General features: G+C 71.2%; 13 protein-coding genes. 10 read left to right on the forward strand and 3 right to left on the reverse strand.

Annotated features, from left to right (window positions below; translation table 11 throughout):
- Window positions 1-91 precede the first annotated feature (91 nt).
- The gene (locus IF54_RS0111390) at window positions 92-727 is read left to right on the forward strand and encodes a TOPRIM nucleotidyl transferase/hydrolase domain-containing protein (protein WP_030317256.1); all 636 of its coding nucleotides are present in this window, start codon (window positions 92-94) and stop codon (window positions 725-727) included.
- A 53-nt stretch (window positions 728-780) separates the two neighbouring features.
- On the opposite strand, the gene IF54_RS0111395 is transcribed toward IF54_RS0111390, so the two are convergent.
- On the reverse strand, window positions 781-1,152 hold the full coding sequence (locus IF54_RS0111395; RefSeq protein WP_020135778.1) for a holo-ACP synthase: 372 nt from the start codon (window positions 1,150-1,152) through the stop codon (window positions 781-783).
- 91 nt (window positions 1,153-1,243) lie between these two features.
- Here IF54_RS0111395 and IF54_RS0111400 point away from each other — a divergent pair, with 91 nt between their 5' ends.
- On the forward strand, window positions 1,244-1,867 hold the full coding sequence (locus IF54_RS0111400; RefSeq protein WP_030317262.1) for a histidine phosphatase family protein: 624 nt from the start codon (window positions 1,244-1,246) through the stop codon (window positions 1,865-1,867).
- Between the two features lie 9 nt (window positions 1,868-1,876).
- Here the strand turns inward: IF54_RS0111400 and IF54_RS0111405 are convergent, their stop codons facing one another.
- Window positions 1,877-2,278: an ATP-binding protein gene (locus tag IF54_RS0111405; protein WP_030317267.1), complete on the reverse strand. Its 402-nt coding sequence runs from the start codon at window positions 2,276-2,278 to the stop codon at window positions 1,877-1,879.
- Window positions 2,279-2,452: 174 nt separating this feature from the next.
- Between IF54_RS0111405 and IF54_RS0111410 the strand changes: the two genes are divergently transcribed.
- The 4 genes from IF54_RS0111410 to IF54_RS0111425 all read left to right on the forward strand — a co-directional run bounded on the left by IF54_RS0111410 (window position 2,453) and on the right by IF54_RS0111425 (window position 6,176).
- Complete coding sequence (locus tag IF54_RS0111410) at window positions 2,453-3,286, forward strand: helix-turn-helix domain-containing protein (RefSeq protein ID WP_030317268.1); 834 nt, start codon at window positions 2,453-2,455, stop codon at window positions 3,284-3,286.
- A gap of 6 nt (window positions 3,287-3,292) precedes the next feature.
- Window positions 3,293-3,481, forward strand: coding sequence for a DUF397 domain-containing protein (locus tag IF54_RS0111415; protein WP_030317269.1), 189 nt, complete (start codon window positions 3,293-3,295; stop codon window positions 3,479-3,481).
- 68 nt (window positions 3,482-3,549) lie between these two features.
- A complete protein-coding gene (locus tag IF54_RS0111420; RefSeq protein WP_030317271.1) occupies window positions 3,550-4,518 on the forward strand; it encodes a hypothetical protein in 969 nt (322 codons plus the stop codon).
- A gap of 17 nt (window positions 4,519-4,535) precedes the next feature.
- Window positions 4,536-6,176: a M16 family metallopeptidase gene (locus IF54_RS0111425; protein WP_030317273.1), complete on the forward strand. Its 1,641-nt coding sequence runs from the start codon at window positions 4,536-4,538 to the stop codon at window positions 6,174-6,176.
- Between the two features lie 13 nt (window positions 6,177-6,189).
- Here IF54_RS0111425 and glmS read toward each other — a convergent pair whose 3' ends face one another.
- Complete coding sequence (glmS, locus tag IF54_RS0111430) at window positions 6,190-8,037, reverse strand: glutamine--fructose-6-phosphate transaminase (isomerizing) (RefSeq protein WP_030317274.1); 1,848 nt, start codon at window positions 8,035-8,037, stop codon at window positions 6,190-6,192.
- A gap of 434 nt (window positions 8,038-8,471) precedes the next feature.
- Between glmS and IF54_RS0111435 the strand changes: the two genes are divergently transcribed.
- From IF54_RS0111435 to IF54_RS0111450, 4 genes are all read left to right on the forward strand, one after another.
- Window positions 8,472-13,085, forward strand: a complete 4,614-nt coding sequence (locus IF54_RS0111435) for an RICIN domain-containing protein (protein ID WP_030317276.1) — start codon at window positions 8,472-8,474, stop codon at window positions 13,083-13,085.
- A complete protein-coding gene (locus tag IF54_RS0111440) occupies window positions 13,078-13,500 on the forward strand; it encodes a hypothetical protein (protein WP_030317278.1) in 423 nt (140 codons plus the stop codon). Before IF54_RS0111435 ends, IF54_RS0111440 begins: the two co-directional genes overlap by 8 nt.
- A gap of 554 nt (window positions 13,501-14,054) precedes the next feature.
- Window positions 14,055-15,023, forward strand: a complete 969-nt coding sequence (gene coaA, locus IF54_RS0111445; RefSeq protein ID WP_051735403.1) for a type I pantothenate kinase — start codon at window positions 14,055-14,057, stop codon at window positions 15,021-15,023.
- Window positions 15,024-15,050: 27 nt separating this feature from the next.
- Complete coding sequence (locus tag IF54_RS0111450) at window positions 15,051-15,971, forward strand: DUF389 domain-containing protein (RefSeq protein ID WP_030317282.1); 921 nt, start codon at window positions 15,051-15,053, stop codon at window positions 15,969-15,971.
- Window positions 15,972-16,065: the final 94 nt, after the last annotated feature.

Below are 16,065 nucleotides of genomic sequence, written 5' to 3' on the forward strand. Positions count from 1 at the left end.
GAGTCTCCCCTTCCTTCCGTGGTCCCGGCTGCCTCTCGTGGTACCCGGATATTCCGTGCCGTCGCCCGGACCGGGGGTGCAGACTCGGCACATGGCAGACATGGGGGCGTTCCGGGACGCGGTGACCGACTGGGCGAACGGGGGTTCCGGCGAGGCGGCGCGTGAACTGGCCGAGCGGCTGGGGGTACGGGCGGCGGTGCTGCTGGAGGGCCCGAGCGATCTGGCGGCCGTGGAGACGCTGGCGGCGCGGCGGGGCCGGGACCTGGCCGCGGAGGGGGTGGCCGCGGTGTCGATGGGCGGCGCGATGAGCATCGCCCGCTTCGCCGCGGTACTCGGACCGCCGGGCCTCGACCTGCGCCTGACGGGCCTGTGCGACGTCCGCGAGGAGCCCTTCTACGAGCGGGGCCTCCAGCGGGCGGGCGCGGCCGACGCGGTGTACTTCGTGTGCGTGGCGGACCTGGAGGACGAGCTGATCCGCGCGCTGGGTACGGCGAGGGTCGAGGAGATCGTCGAGGCGGACGGCGACCTGCGCCCCTGGCAGACCTTCCTCTCCCAGCCCGCCCAGCACGGCCGCCCTCGCGACCAGCAGCTGCGGCGCTTCCTGGGCACGAAGAAGGGCCGCAAGATCCGCTACGGCCATCTGCTGGTCGAGGCGCTGGAGGCGGACCGGGTGCCGGCCCCGCTGGAGGAGTTGTTCGCGGCGGTGGGGGCGGCTGAGCGGGGTTGAGGAGCGGTTGCCGAGCGCCCAGGTTCAGGGGCGGTCGCTGTTCCGCAGCGCCGTCACCCCTCCGCGATCACCACCGCCGAGGCGACCCCCGCGTCGTGGCTGAGCGACACGTGCCAGGACTGGACCCCGAGTTCGGCGGCCCGCGCAGCCACGGTCCCGGTCACCCGGAGCCGGGGCTGCCCGCTGTCCTCGACGTACACCTCGGCGTCGGTCCAGTACAGCCCGGCCGGAGCCCCGAGCGCCTTGGCCAGCGCCTCCTTGGCGGCGAACCGGGCGGCCAGCGAGGCGACCCCTCGCCGCTCCCCGCTCGGCAACAGCAACTCACCGTCCACGAACAGCCGCTGCGCCAGCCCGGGCGTCCGCTCCAACGACGCGGCGAACCGGTCGATCTCGGCGACGTCGATACCTACCCCGATGATGCTCATGCGGGCACTTTACGATCACGCGGGAACCGGGGACCGGGGACGACGCGTCCGTCGATGTGCATGATCACCAGCGTGCGCGGAGGAGCCCGCGATGAACGGCAGAGCCACCCGCTACCTCTATCTCGCCCGGCACGGTGAGGCGCTGCCGGATGAGAGCGGGTTGACCGAGGCGGGCCGGCAGCAGGCCGTGCTGCTCGGTCGGCGGCTTCGGCGTGTCCCGCTCACGGCCGTTCACCACGGGCCGTTGCCACGGGCAGTGCAGACCGCCCGTCTGGTCCACGAGCAGCTGACGAACGTCCCCCTGCTCGCCTCGGACGTCGCCGGCGACTACGTCCCCTACGTTCCCCCGGCGGTCGAACTCCCCTCAGCATCCGCCGACTTCTACCTCCGTTTCCTCGCCGGCACCACCGACGAGGAGCGTGAGCGAGGTGCCGTGCTGGCAGACCAGGCGCTCGACCTCTTCACCGGCCCGGTCGACGGCGACGAGGACCGGCACGAGGTGGTCGTCACCCACAACTTCCTCGTCGCCTGGCTCGTGCGGGACGCCCTGCACGCCCCCAGGTGGCGCTGGCTCGGTCTCAACCACGCCAACGCGGCGCTCACGGTGATCCGTTACCCGCCCGACCGGGCCCCTGCCGTCCTCGTCACCAACGACATGCGCCACCTGCCCGCCGACCTGCGCTGGACCGGCTTCCCGCCCGAGTCCCACGTCTGACGCCCTCGTTCAGGCCGCGGACAGCTCGCACCACACGTACTTCCCCCGGTTGCCGTGTCTGGCCAACGGCTGCCACCCCCACAGATCCGCACAGGCCGCGACCAAGGCCAACCCCCTCCCCTCCTCCCCCGGCACCTCCAACTCACCGGGCGGCGGAGGAGGTTCGGGGTCCGCGTCCCACGCCCCGATCCGCAACACCCCGGCCGACCACCGCACCCGCAGCGCGGCCGGGCCCTTCGTATGCCGTACGGCGTTCGAGACCAACTCCGCGGCGAGGAGCTCCGCGGTGTCCACGAGGCGGATCAGGCCGTGCATCGTCAGGATGAGACGGAGGGTTCTGCGGGCGACGGTGACTGCTCGGAGGTCGTTGGGGATGTACAGCGTGTACTCCCAGGGGTCGGCTGAGGGCATGGGTCAACTCCGTATCGGTGAGCGGGGGTTGGGTGCGGTGGCGGTGCCGCGTCCGTCATGGCAGGACGGAGCGGTGCACTTCCGCAGAGTGAGCGTTGCGTCACCGAGAGTAGGAGTAACATGTGTGTCGGAGCAAGGCGATCAGGGAAACCGACCCCGAACGAGGAGTGGTAGATGGTCCAGAGGCGCGAACCGACCGCACGGCAGATGCGCCTCGGTATCGAACTCCGAAGGCTCCGTGAAGCCGCAGGGCTGACCACCATCGAAGCCGCGGCACTGCTGGGGGTGAACCGGGTTCAGATCACACACATCGAATCCGGCATCACCGGCGTGAGCGAGCAACGGGTGCGCCGCCTCGCCTCCCACTACGTCTGCACCGACCAGGAGTTCATCGACGCGCTGGTCGCCATGGCCACCGACCGGACACGCGGCTGGTGGGAGGAGTACCGGGGCCTGCTGCCCACCCCCTTCCTCGACCTGTCCGAGCTGGAGCACCATGCCCGGTTCCTGCACCACGTGGCCGTCCTGTACGTGCCGGGCCTGTTGCAGACGGAGGACTACGCCCGTGCCGTCTTCTCGTCCAGGCTGCCCGAACTGCCCGATGAGGAGCTGGAGTTGCGCATCCAGCACCGAAAGGCGCGCCAGCAGATCACCATCCCGTACCAGGCGCTGATCCATGAGGCGGCCCTTCGGATCCGGGTCAAAGACCGCGCCACCTCAAAGGCACAGCTCGCACGGCTTCTCGAGCTCTCGGAAGCGGACCACGTCACCTTGCGCGCCATCCCCTTCGACCTGGACGGCTTCGTCGCTTCCAGCACGATGACGTACGCGGGCGGCCCCCTGCCCAGGCTGGACACCGTGGTGCGAGACGCGCCTCATGGTTCGGTCCTCATCGATTCCGAAGCACAACTCTCCATCTACCGCACCCGCTTCCATATGGTGGAGGCCGTATCACTCGAACCGAACGAGTCCCGCGACTTCATCCACCGGCTGGCAAAGGAGCTGTGAGCCCCCATGGACCACTGGCAGAAGTCCTCCTACTCGGGTGAGGGCGACGGCAACGAATGCGTCGAGATATCCACCTCCCCCACCCACGTATCCATCCGCGACTCCAAAGCCCCCACCCGAGCCACCCTCACCCTCCCCGCCCCCGCCTTCACCACCTTCCTCGACGCCCTCAAGCGCACTCCCGAAACCCGGTAACCCCGCGTAACCCCTCCTGTTAGCCTGCGCAGCACACCGCACGCGACAAAGGCCAGGGGGACCGTCGTATGGGCGAACGTACTGTCGGCGGGGACAGACCCCTCGTCACCGATCCCTTCGACGCCGAGCCCGCCCTCGCCCCGCTCCGGGACGCCGCATGGGACGGGGACTGGGCGGCCGTGCGGGCGTTCTTCGAGGGGATCCCCACCGACGAGGCCACCGGCGTCGAGGACGTGTCCTTCGCCGCCGCACTTCTCGCCGGGGTCGAGCGGACCGAGTGGTTTCTGGAGAAGGCGGTGCAGGACCGGCCCGCCGACCCCCTCCCCCGCACGCTCCTCGCCGAGCGGTACATCCACCTCGGCTGGCGCGCCCGCGGCCGCGGCCCCGCCGAGAGCGTCTCGTGGGACGCCGCTCAGCAGTGCCATGAGCGGCTGTGCAAGGCGGAGTTGCTGCTGATCGAGGTGTGCGCGGAGCAGCCCGCGTGCGTCCCCGCGTGGACGGCCCGGCTGGGGACCGCGCGTGGGCTGGGGCTCGGGCAGTCCGAGGCGCGGCGGCGTTACGACCGGCTGGCCGAGCACCACCCGCACCACGTCCGCGCGCAGTCGGAGCTGTTGCGGCAGCTGTCCCCCGAGTGGGGCGGTTCCTGGGAGGCGGCCCACGGCTTCGCCGAGGAGTGCGCGAGCGCCGCACCGGACGGATCGCACGCCGGGGTCCTGGTCGCCGAGGCCCACCTCGCGCACTGGGCCGCGCTGGAGGGTGCCGAGGCCGAGGAGTACCTGCGGAGCACGGCCGTCCACGACGAACTGCTCCGCGCCGCCCGCGCGTCCGTCCTGCACCCGGACCACCGCCGCGGCTGGCACTGGACCGACAGCCACAGCGCCTTCGCCCTGGCCTTCTCCCTCGGCGGCCATGTCGGCAACGCCGTCCCGCACTTCGCCACCCTGGGCGACACGGTGTCGGAGTCCTTCTGGCGGAACGTGCGCGACTGGCGGACCCGGTTCACCGAGTACCGCGCCGCCGCACTGGCGACGCTCTGAGGGAGGGGACCCCCGACATGACCGCACAGGAGCACCCGACCGTCCCGACGGCGAACTGCCTCGCCGCCCCCGACGGCTTCGACGCACTCGACGGCTTCGTCCGCCGCACCACCATCCACGGCATCCCCACCCTCTTCGCCCCGAGTTCCGACCGCCAGATCACCGCCGGTCTCACCTTCCGGGTCGGCCACGCCGACGAGACCCTGCCCACCAGGGGCATCACCCACCTCGTCGAGCACCTCGCGCTCCACCACCTGGGCCTGTCCGACCTGCACTACAACGGCGCCACGGCGAGCACGTACACGCTCTTCCACGTCACGGGTGACGAGGACGAGGTCGTCACGTATCTCAACGGCGTGTGCGCGGCCCTGCATGACCTCCCGATGGGCCGGATGGAGACGGAGAAGGAGATCCTGCGCACCGAGGCGGGCGGCCGCGGCAAGGGTCCGCTGTCCCGGATGCCGCTGTGGCGTTACGGCGCCCAGGGCTACGGCCTGGGGAGCCAGGACGAGCTCGGCACCTGGAGCCTGACCGCCGACCAGGTGCGCGACTGGGCCGAGACCCGCTTCACCCGGGACAACGCCGTCCTGTTCCTCACCGCGGACCGCGTCCCGGACGGCCTGGACCTCACCCTGCCCGCCGGCCGCCGCTTCCCCACCCCGCCCGCGACCAGCACGCTCCCCGTCACCCCCGCCTGGCTGCACGGCGAGGACGGCCATGTCGTCTTCACCTCCGTCGTCCGCCGCTCCACCGCGGCCTCCGTGTTCGCCGAGGTGCTGGGCCGCGCCCTTTTCCAGGACCTGCGGCAGAAAGGCGGCTACTCGTACTCGGCGGAGGCCGACTGCTCCCCGCGCGACGCCGACTTCGCCACCGTCACCGCGTACGCCGACGCGCTGCCGCAGAAGCAGGACGCGGCGGTCGGCGGGTTCGTCGACGCGTTCGCCCGGCTGCGCGCGGGCCGCATCGAGCGGTCCGAACTGGACTCCGCGCGCGGCAAGTTGCTCAAGCGCTACGACGTCCCCGACCTGGGCGCGGCCCTGTTGCCGTCGTACGCGCTGAGCCTGCTGACCGGCCACCGGATCCTGACTCCCGATCGATACCGGGAGGAACTGCGGGCGGTCACGGTCGAGGATCTGCGCGAGGTCGCCCGCGAGGCGTGGGACGGCGGGCTGCTCCAGGTGCCGGGCGCGGGTGCCGACTGGGCGGGTCTCACCCAGGCCCCCCACTTCTCACCGTCCGGGGTCTCCGGCACCCTGCACCCGTCCCTGGAGGACGACGACGTCACGCTGATCATCGGGGCCGCGGGCGTAACCCTGTCGACGCCGGCCGGTCTGGTCACCGTGCGGTACGACAACTGTGCCGCGATGACCACTCGCCCCGACGGAGGCCGGTGCCTGATCGGTCTCGACGGGTTCCAGGTGAGCGTGGAACCGACCCTGTTCGGGGATGTCACGGACGAGCGGATCGCCGTACTGGACAAGTCCGTTCCGCCCGCCGCGATCGTCCCGTTGCCCGCACGCCCCGCGGCGGACGTCCCTCAGCCGCGCGAGGGTGCCGGCCCCCGGCCACCCGCCGCCCCCCGGAACCGGAAGAAGACGGGGGCCGTGCGGGGCGAGTCGCTCATGACCCGGCTGCTGCGGACCGGCCGGAGGAAGTAACGGCGTCCCAGCCCTACTCGACCGTCACCGACTTCGCCAGGTTCCGCGGCTGGTCCACCTCGTTGCCGCGGGCCGTGGCCAGCTCGCAGGCGAACACCTGCAACGGCACCGTCGCCACCAGCGGCTGGAGCAGGGTCGGGGTGGCCGGGATCCGGATCAGGTGGTCGGCGTACGGCACCACCGTCTCGTCCCCCTCCTCCGCGATGACGATGGTGCGCGCACCCCTGGCCCGGATCTCCTGGATGTTGGACACGATCTTGTCGTGGAGCACCGACCGCCCGCGCGGCGACGGCACGACGACCACGACCGGCAGGTCCTCCTCGATCAGCGCGATCGGCCCGTGCTTCAGCTCGCCCGCCGCGAAGCCCTCGGCGTGCATGTAGGCGAGTTCCTTGAGCTTGAGCGCGCCTTCGAGGGCCACCGGGTAGCCGACGTGCCGGCCGAGGAACAGCACGGTGTTCTTGTCGGCCAGCGACCGCGCCAGCGCCCGCACCGGCTCCATGGTCTCCAGCACCCGCTCGACCTCACCGGAGATGCGCGACAGGTCCCGGATCACGGCGGAGATCTCGTCGCCCCACTTGGTCCCGCGCACCTGTCCGAGGTACAGCGCGACCAGGTAGCAGGCCACCAGCTGGGTCAGGAACGCCTTCGTCGACGCCACGGCGACCTCGGGCCCGGCGTGCGTGTACAGCACGGCGTCGGACTCCCGGGGGATCGTGGACCCGTTGGTGTTGCAGATCGCCAGCACCTTGGAGCCCTGCTCGCGGGCGTGCCGCAACGCCATGAGGGTGTCCATGGTCTCCCCGGACTGGGAGATGGCGATGACGAGGGACCGGGAGTCCAGGATCGGGTCCCGGTAGCGGAACTCGCTGGCCAGCTCCACCTCGCAGGGGATACGGGTCCAGTGCTCGATGGCGTACTTGGCGATGAGGCCCGCGTGGAAGGCCGTACCGCAGGCGACGATGACGACCTTGTCCACCTCCCGCAGTTCGGCGGTGGGGATCCGCACCTCGTCCAGGCTGAGCGAGCCGGCCGCGTCGATCCGGCCCAGCAGGGTGTCGGCGACCGCCTTGGGCTGCTCGGCGATCTCCTTCAGCATGAAGTAGTCGTAGCCGCCCTTCTCGGCGGCGGAGGCGTCCCAGTCGACGTGGTAGGAGCGGACGTCGGCGGGCCGCCCGTCGAACCCGGTGACGGTCACGCCGTCGCGCCGCAGCTCCACGACCTGGTCCTGCCCCAGCTCGATGGCCGACCGGGTGTGCGCGATGAAGGCGGCGACGTCGGAGGCGAGAAACGCCTCCCCCTCGCCGACCCCGACGACGAGCGGTGAGTTCCGCCGCGCCCCGACGACCACGTCCGGCTCGTCGGCGTGCACCGCGACCAGCGTGAACGCCCCCTCCAGCCGCCGGCACACCAGCCGCATGGCCTCGGCGAGATCGGCGGTGGCGGAGAACTCCTCGGCGAGCAGATGCGCGACGACCTCGGTGTCCGTCTCGGAGGCGAGGGTGTGCCCCCGGTCCTCCAGCTCGGCGCGCAGCGCGGCGAAGTTCTCGATGATCCCGTTGTGGACGACGGACACCCGGCCGGCGTTGTCCAGATGCGGATGCGCGTTGGCGTCCGTGGGCCCGCCGTGCGTCGCCCACCGCGTGTGCCCGATCCCGGTGGGCCCCGACGGCAACGGCCGGTCGACCAGCTCCTTCTCCAGATTCACCAGCTTCCCGGCCTTCTTGGCCGCGGCAAGACCCCCGTCCGCCAGCACGGCGACCCCCGCCGAGTCGTACCCCCGGTACTCCAGCCTCTTCAGCCCGGCCATCACGACATCGAGCGCCGACTGCGCCCCCACGTATCCCACGATTCCGCACATGCGGGGCAGCCTAGGGGGCGGAGGGCGACGGGACACGGCACTTGGTGCCCGGTTTCGGATATTGCGGCCGGGGGCGCGATCCAGCCAACTTTGCTGTCCAAGGCGTCACGCGCACACAGGAAAACCACAGGAGCACCACGGAACACTCCAGCGCTCAGACGAATCCACATCGGCACACAGCCACCCGAAGGCCACCGGCGACTTCGCGCCACCGTCGACCAACTGACCGAAAGTTCTTGCCCGAACCACCCATCAGCTGCCTAAAGTGACGCGCGCTTGACTGGACCATGACCAGCCCGTCGGCGCGCATTTCACGCCAGCGACCGGGGGAACAACGTCGCCGCCACGGGGTCACGCAAGCATGGCCGCAGAGCCTGCGCACGGGCCTCCGCCGTGCGCGATGCGCGGATTTCCCCCTGACAGGGGAACCACACGTGCGCCTGAGACCCAGTCCGTCCACCAGACCGGGACGGATCGCCGCCAGGGCGACCGCCCGACTCCTCCCGCCCGTCCTCGCCACCGCGCTCCTCGCCGGCATAGCCGTCGGTTCGGGTCCCGTCGTCCAGGACATCGGCCGGGACGCCGCCCCCGCGAGCGACAGCTACCCCTGGTACCAGGACACCGCCGCCGAGCAGCTCCGGCAGGACCAGTGCCTGATGACCGACGTCCTGCGCCTCGGCGGGACCTCCATGGCCGCCACCGCGCAGGACGCGCTCAACCAGCCGCAGGACAAGCTGCACACCCTGGCCGACCGGGCCCACTGGGAGCAGACGCCGCTGGCGACGGCGTACCAGAAGGACCGCGACTCCTCGGCTCGGGAACTCGACGCCATCAACGCCCTCCGGGACGCCTGGAAGGTTCCCGTCGAGGGACTGACCACCCCGGCCGGGTTCACCGATACCGGCTTCCACTGGCCGCCCGGCACCAACAACGACGGACAGCAGAGCTTCTACGGCCAGACCGGCCTGACCAAGTGGATCTCCGACCGGTTCTGGCAGGACGACGACGACTTCTACGAGGACGCGACACCCAGCGCCGACGGCAAAACGCTCAACGCCGTCGACGCCCTGGGCACCCCGCTCTACGGCACGGCTCCGGACCCGAGCCTGCCGACAGGTGAATGGAACCGCGCCCTCGCGGAACGCAGCGCCTTCGAGTGGATGCACGGCGGCCCCGGGACCAACGCGGGCGCCGACGACGCCCGGATCTTCCTGGAGTCCGGCGGCTTCCCCCGCACCGCCCCCGCGTCCGACAGCGCCGAGTACCGGATCGCCGTCGAGAACCTCAAGTCCCGTTTCGCGGGCTGCGCCTGGCGTGACCCGCTCGACCCGAACGGCGTGCTCTCCGACGCCACGGCCACCGCGGCCGCCGAGTGGCAGCAGGAGATCGCCTCCCAGGCCGCCCAGCGCAACCAGATCCTGACCGCCAACAAGGACACCGTCGCGGCCCTCGCCGCCGGTTCCAAGGCGCTCGGCGACCTGCTCGGCCAGTCCTGGGCCGCCGACCGCCTCACCCGCTGGCAGGACTACTGGTCCGAGGGCGGCGTCGGCTGGATCGGCGACGCGCCGACCACCATCGGAGTCACCGGCAAGTCGGGCCTGTGCCTCGACGCGGCGGGCGGCGCCACGGCCAACGGCACGGTCGTCCAGATCTACACCTGCAACGGCGCGGCCGGACAGCAGTGGCGGGTCGAGGGCGACGACAAGGGCCTGCACCTGCGCAACGTCAAGTCCCTCAAGTGCCTGGACGTGGCCGGAAACAACTCCGCGAACGGCACGAAGATCCAGCTGCTGACGTGCAGCGGCTCCCCGGCACAGACCTGGGAGTACAACGTCCGCGCCGCCACCCCGCTGAAGAACGTCGGCACCGGGAAGTGCCTGGACCTGGCGACCTACGACAGCGGTCAGGACACCCGGCTGTGGACCTGCTCCGGCGGGACCCCGCAGAAGGTCACGGTCAAGCCGTCCGGGCACACCGGGACCGTGCCGCCGGCCGCCCAGTTCACCAAGGCCAAGGCCAACATCGCCAAGGCGCAGGCCGCCGCCGCGAACAAGCTCGCCGCCGTGAAGAGCCAGCTAGCCGCCGCGCAGAAGGCGGCCACCGCCTCCGACACCGCAGAGCAGGCCGCGTACACGATCGCGGACGGCCAAGGTGCGCCCCGGGGCCGCGGACTGCTCGTAGGACAGCAGAAGGCACAGGTCACCAAGGGTGCCGTCGCCGCTCTCACGGCGATGGTGAAGGCCGGCGAGACCGCCGAGGCGGCCACGCGCGCCGCCGCCGCGGACAGCGCGACCATCACCCAGCGGGCGCTCGCCCAGGCCGCGCAGGTCAAGGCGGAGTTCCGCAAGGAGGCCGCCGCCAAGGCCGAACTCCAGGCGAAGGCCGCCGCGGACGCGGCCAAGGTCCACCGCGACAACGCCAAGAAGGACAAGGAGACCGCGGAGGCCAAGCTCACCGAGGCCCTGAACGCGGAGGGCGACGCCAAGGCCGCCGCCGCCGAGGCGCACGCCCGGCGTCTTGCGGCCGAGGCCGAGGAAGCCACCGCGAAGAAGGAGAAGGAGACCGCCGAGGCCAAGCAGGCGGAGGCGAACCAGTACAAGCAGACCGCCCAGGCCGAGGCGTCGAAGGCGAACGACGCCAAGGACAGGGCCGAGTCCGCCGAGCGGACCGCCCAGAGCAGACGGGACGACGCGGTCGGGGCCCGCGACAAGGCCAAGGCCAAGCGGGACGACGCCTGGGACGCCGAGCAGAAGGCCGACGCCGCTCGTGCGAAGGCAGACGCCAAGGGCGCCTACGCCGACTCGCTGGACTCGGGCGACGCGGCCACCGCCGCCCGGGCCGCCGCCGACGAGGCGGACCGGCAGGCGGATGCCGCCGAGACGGCCGCGGCCAATGCCCGCTCCGCCGCCGACGCCGCCACGCGTGCCGCCGCCGAGGCGGACGCGGCCGCCACCCGTGCCGAGGCCGCCGCCAAGCGGGCGCGCGCCGACTCGGACGCCGCCCAGGCCGCCAAGCTGAAGGCCGACGCCGCCGTGCGCACCGCCACCGCGGCGGTCGCCGACGCCGTGAAGGCCGCCGCGCACGCCGCCGAGGAGGCGAAGACGGCCGTCAAGCTGGCCGACGAGGCGGAGGCGCACGCCAAGGAGGCCAGGGGCCACGCGAACGAGGCTCTCAAGGAGGCCGCGAACGCGCGTCTCGCCGCGGCCAGGTCCCTCGGCTTCGCCCACGTGACGGCCCAGGCGGCCGTGGACGCGGCGAAGTCCGCCGAACAGGTCGCGGCCCCGGCCAACGACGCGATCCAGCTGGGCTCGCCGTATGTCACCACCGACGCGGCGGCCTCCCTGGTCGTCCTGAGCGGGCAGGCCTCGAAGACCATCGCCGAGCAGCAGCAGGCGGTGGCCGACGCCCACGCGAAGAACGCGCAGGAGGAGGCTGCCGCCGCCCAGGTCATCGCCGACCAGGCGTCGGCCGACGCGAAGGAGGCCCTCCAGCACGCGGCCAAGGCCGCCGGCTACGCGCGGGACGCCCGCGGCTATGCCAAGGAGGCGCTGGGCTACGCGGCCGACGCGGCGGAGGCGGCCGCCAAGGCCACCCAGTCCCTGGCCCGCACGACCGAGTACGACCGCCAGGCCACCGAAGACGCGGCAGCCGCCGACGCGGCAGCCGGCCGCGCCGAGGGCTACGCCTCCTCCGCCCGCGCGGCGGCCGACCAGGCCGCCCTGGACGCGGCGGCGGCGCGCGCGGCCGCGACGGAGGCCGAACAGGCGGCCAAGGACGCCCGAGCCGCAGCCGACCGCGCGGACGCGGCGGCGACGGAGGCGGAGCAGGCGGCGAAGGACGCGGACAGGTACGCCGACGAAGCTCAGGCCGCAGCCGACCGGACCGAGCGACAGGGCCACGCGGACCAGATCGAGGCGGGAACCGTCCCCGACGAGACCGGTGCGCTCATCGGCGGCATGTTCTACACCGTCGACCACATCGAGAAGGTCGGCGATCCGGAGGTCGTGAAGAAGACGGGCGGCTGCGACGGCTGGATCGACAAGCTCGCCTACAAGGGCGACTGCACGATCACCTCGAAGATCCGGTTCAAGGCGGTCCTCGACCTGTACATGTGCACGGCGCAGGACATGGACCCGCAGCGGTACATGTGCCCCACCGGTGCGACGGTCTACCTCGGCGAATACCCGACCAAGGAACTCTCCACCGAGGTCACGCACACCATCACGATCGCCGAGTACCAGGAGAACATCGACCCGATCGACATCCTCTTCGGCAGCTGGATCAACTGCATCAAGAAGGTCACCCCCGGCGTCTCGGGGGGCAACTGGACCGGCTGCGCCTGGGCGGCCGTGGACGTCGCCAGCCTCTTCGCGGGCAAGATCCTCCGTCCCATCGCGGACGCGGTCAGGGCGGTGGACGCGGCCGCGCGGACCGGTATCGGCTTCACCGAGGCCTACCAGGCCCTCCGTACCCTCGGCCTGGCCGAGGACGTGGCCCTCTCGATCGGGGTCAAGGGACTCGATGAATTCGTCGAGACCTGCGTCAAGGTCCGAACCCCCCTGCTCTCACGAGCGGCCATGGCCGCCGAGGGATGCCCCACGGGGATCGTGCGCTACAACAGCGACGACCTCAGCAGGCGGGCGTACCAGTTCAGGAAAGACTCCGGATTCTACGAGGGGGACCACAACGTCGCTGTCGCGATGGTGGAGGGCTGGAAGGGCCAGAAGGTCGGCTACGTGTACGCCAGCAGCGGCTTCAACGGTCACTCGGAGACGCAGATCCTTGACATGCTGAGAGCGGAGAAGGTCGACTTCAGCAAGATCAAGGGGTTGTACACGGAACGCAAGCCCTGCCCCGTCTGCGCCTCGGAGTTGGACGACGCCCTCCCGCCGGGCACACCCGTCAGTTGGTCGGTCCCCTACCACCCCGACTACGCGGAAGCGGCACGGGAGCTGCTGGACCAGTACGTCAGGCGGGCCGACGGCAGGGGGCTGGCACGTTCCAAGACAGAAGGTCAGCGGGCTGCGGAGGAAGAAGCACATGAGTGAACCCGAATCCGGCCTGCCTCCCCAAGCCCCTCCGGGAGTCGTCGCCAAGCGCAGCGCACTGGCTGACAAGGTGTGCCGTGAACTGGCCCGCGCCGGATTTCCCGTTCACCGGAGCGACCTCGGCGACGGTCCCCACGGACAGCCAGGGGCAAAGGTGTACGCGACACGCCATGTGGATGGCGGGGTGTACGTGGACTGGAACACCGACGCCGAACTGAGCACCGCCGCTCTCGACCTGTTCGCGGAGGGAATCGACTACTCGAATCCGCCTCCGGTCGTCCGCCACCACAACACCGTCGTCAAGACCATGCAGGATGCCCTTGTCGGCATCCTCGCCTCGGCGGGGTTCCAGGTCGAGGTACCGGACGGCCACACCCATGGAAGTCTCGTCCGGGTCACGGGCTCCCAGCCCTGATCCGACCGGCGGGCCCTCGCCGAAGCCGAGCTGTACCGGCTTCGGCGAGGGCCCGCCGCGCAGGACGGGAGACCGATGTCTCCGGCGGCGCGCTCCTTGACGGCGTCCGGAACCGATCTGCCGCACTGGCACGATGGTCATGCCGCCGGACTGCCCGACGATCCTGCCGAACGAGGCCGACCGCAGACACCCCCCCCCGGGGGGTACTTCCCGGCCGAGGCGATCACGGTTCCGCCCGCGGCCCTCACGGGACGGGCGATCGCGCAGGTCGTCGCCCCCAGCCGGAGCCCGCCCTCGCCCGGTCACCCCCTGGTTCCCGTACCGCCCCGACCCGTAGGCGACCGGTCACCTGAAGACGTCCGACTTCCCTTGCCTCCGCTGCGGCCAGGAACGAGGCTGGGTCCGTAGGGGCCCGATCCAGGCCACAGCCGCCCCGGCCTCCGGCATCCGTCCGTACTGCGTCACCTGCGGCACCGCCGCCGACGTGACCCACCCCACCCCCCACCCCGTTCAAACTCCGTTAACAATGGACTGTGATCTCTCCGGTCTCCCCGATGCCCCGGAGCGCCCACCGGCACAAGCCGGAGGCGACTCCCTACGTCGACCTCACCCGAGCCGAGTGGAGTGCGCTGCGTGAGAAGACGCCGCTTCCGCTGAACGCCGAGGAGGTCGAGAAGCTGCGCGGTCTCGGTGACGTCATCGACCTCGACGAGGTGCGGGACATCTACCTCCCGCTGTCCCGGCTGCTCAACCTCTACGTCGGTGCCACGGACGGGCTGCGAGGGGCGCTGAACACGTTCCTCGGCGAACAGGGCTCCCAGTCCGGCACCCCCTTCGTCATAGGCGTCGCGGGCTCGGTCGCCGTCGGCAAGTCCACCGTCGCCCGGCTCCTGCGCGCCCTGCTCTCCCGCTGGCCCGAGCACCCCCGCGTCGAGCTCGTCACCACGGACGGCTTCCTGCTCCCCACCCGGGAACTCCAGGCCCGCGGTCTGATGTCCCGCAAGGGCTTCCCCGAGTCGTACGACCGCCGGGCGCTGACCCGTTTCGTCGCCGACATCAAGGCGGGCAAGGACGAGGTCTCGGCGCCGGTCTACTCCCACCTGATCTACGACATCGTCCCCGGCGAGAAGCTCACCGTCCGCCGCCCCGACATCCTGATCGTCGAGGGCCTGAACGTCCTCCAGCCCGCTCTCCCCGGCACGGACGGCCGCACCCGCGTCGGTCTCGCCGACTACTTCGACTTCAGCGTGTACGTCGACGCGAGCACCGAGGACATCGAGCGCTGGTACCTGAGCCGGTTCAAGAAGCTCCGCCAGACCGCCTTCCAGGACCCCGAGTCGTACTTCAGGAAGTACACCCAGGTGTCCGAGGAGGAGGCCCTCGACTACGCCCGCACCCTCTGGCGCACCATCAACAAGCCCAACCTGGTGGAGAACATCGCCCCCACCCGCGGCCGGGCCACCCTCGTCATCCGCAAGGGCCAGGACCACAAGGTGCGCAAGCTCAGCCTCCGCAAACTCTGATCACGGGCGCCTGTTAGAAAGGGCGTCATGCTGCATCTGCGCCTCATCACACCGGCCGGGAAGACCGACGACGTGGTCCGCCTGATCGAGAACACGGTCGGCACCACCCACCTCGTCGTGCTGCCGGGCGCCGCCCGCAACCCGGCCGGCGACGTCGTGATGTGTGACGTGGCCCGCGAAGCCGGTGACGAACTCATCGGTGCACTACGGGAGTTGGACCTCGACAAGTCCGGCTCCATCGCCGTGGAGAACATCGACCTGTCGCTCTCCAAGCGGGCCGACAAGGCCGAGGACGAAGCCCCCGGCGAGGGCGCCGACGCGGTCCTGTGGGAGCACCTCACGGACGCCACCCACGAGGAGTCGACGCTCTCCGTCACCTACCTCGCCTTCCTCGTCCTCGCCACGATGATCGCGGCCTGCGGCGTGGTCCTCGACAACGCGATCCTCATCGTGGGCGCGATGGCGGTGGGCCCGGAGTTCGGCCCGCTGGCAGGCGTTTGCACGGCCCTGGTCCAACGTCATCCCCGCCTGGCGCTGCGGTCCCTGACGGCGCTGCTCGTGGGCTTCGCGGCGGCGATGCTCGTGACGGTCGGCTTCAGCTATTTCATGGACGCCGTGCACCTGTTCAGCGCAGAGCAGCTGGACGCGAAACGCCCCAACACCAACTTCATCTACCGCCCCGACTGGTTCTCGTTCGTCGTGGCCGTCCTCGCGGGCTGCGCGGGCACCCTCTCCCTGACCTCGGCCAAGTCGGGTGCCCTGGTGGGCGTGGCCATCTCGGTGACCACGGTCCCCGCGGCCGCCAACGCCGCGGTGGCCTTCAGCTACAGCGAGTACAAGCAGGCCTGGGGGTCCACGGAACAACTCCTGCTGAACCTGCTGGGCATCGTCCTGGCAGGCATCACGACCCTGCTCCTCCAGAAGTGGCTCTGGCGAAAGCCCCGTTAGGGGCGCGGGGCTCTGTCCGATATGCGGCTCCGCCGCGTGGGCGCGACCAGCCACGACGGCGCCGCAGCCCGCAAAGCACAGACCCCCCCCCCGA

Source organism: Streptomyces sp. NRRL B-3229 (genome assembly GCF_000719505.1).
Classification (GTDB): domain Bacteria; phylum Actinomycetota; class Actinomycetes; order Streptomycetales; family Streptomycetaceae; genus Streptomyces; species Streptomyces griseorubiginosus.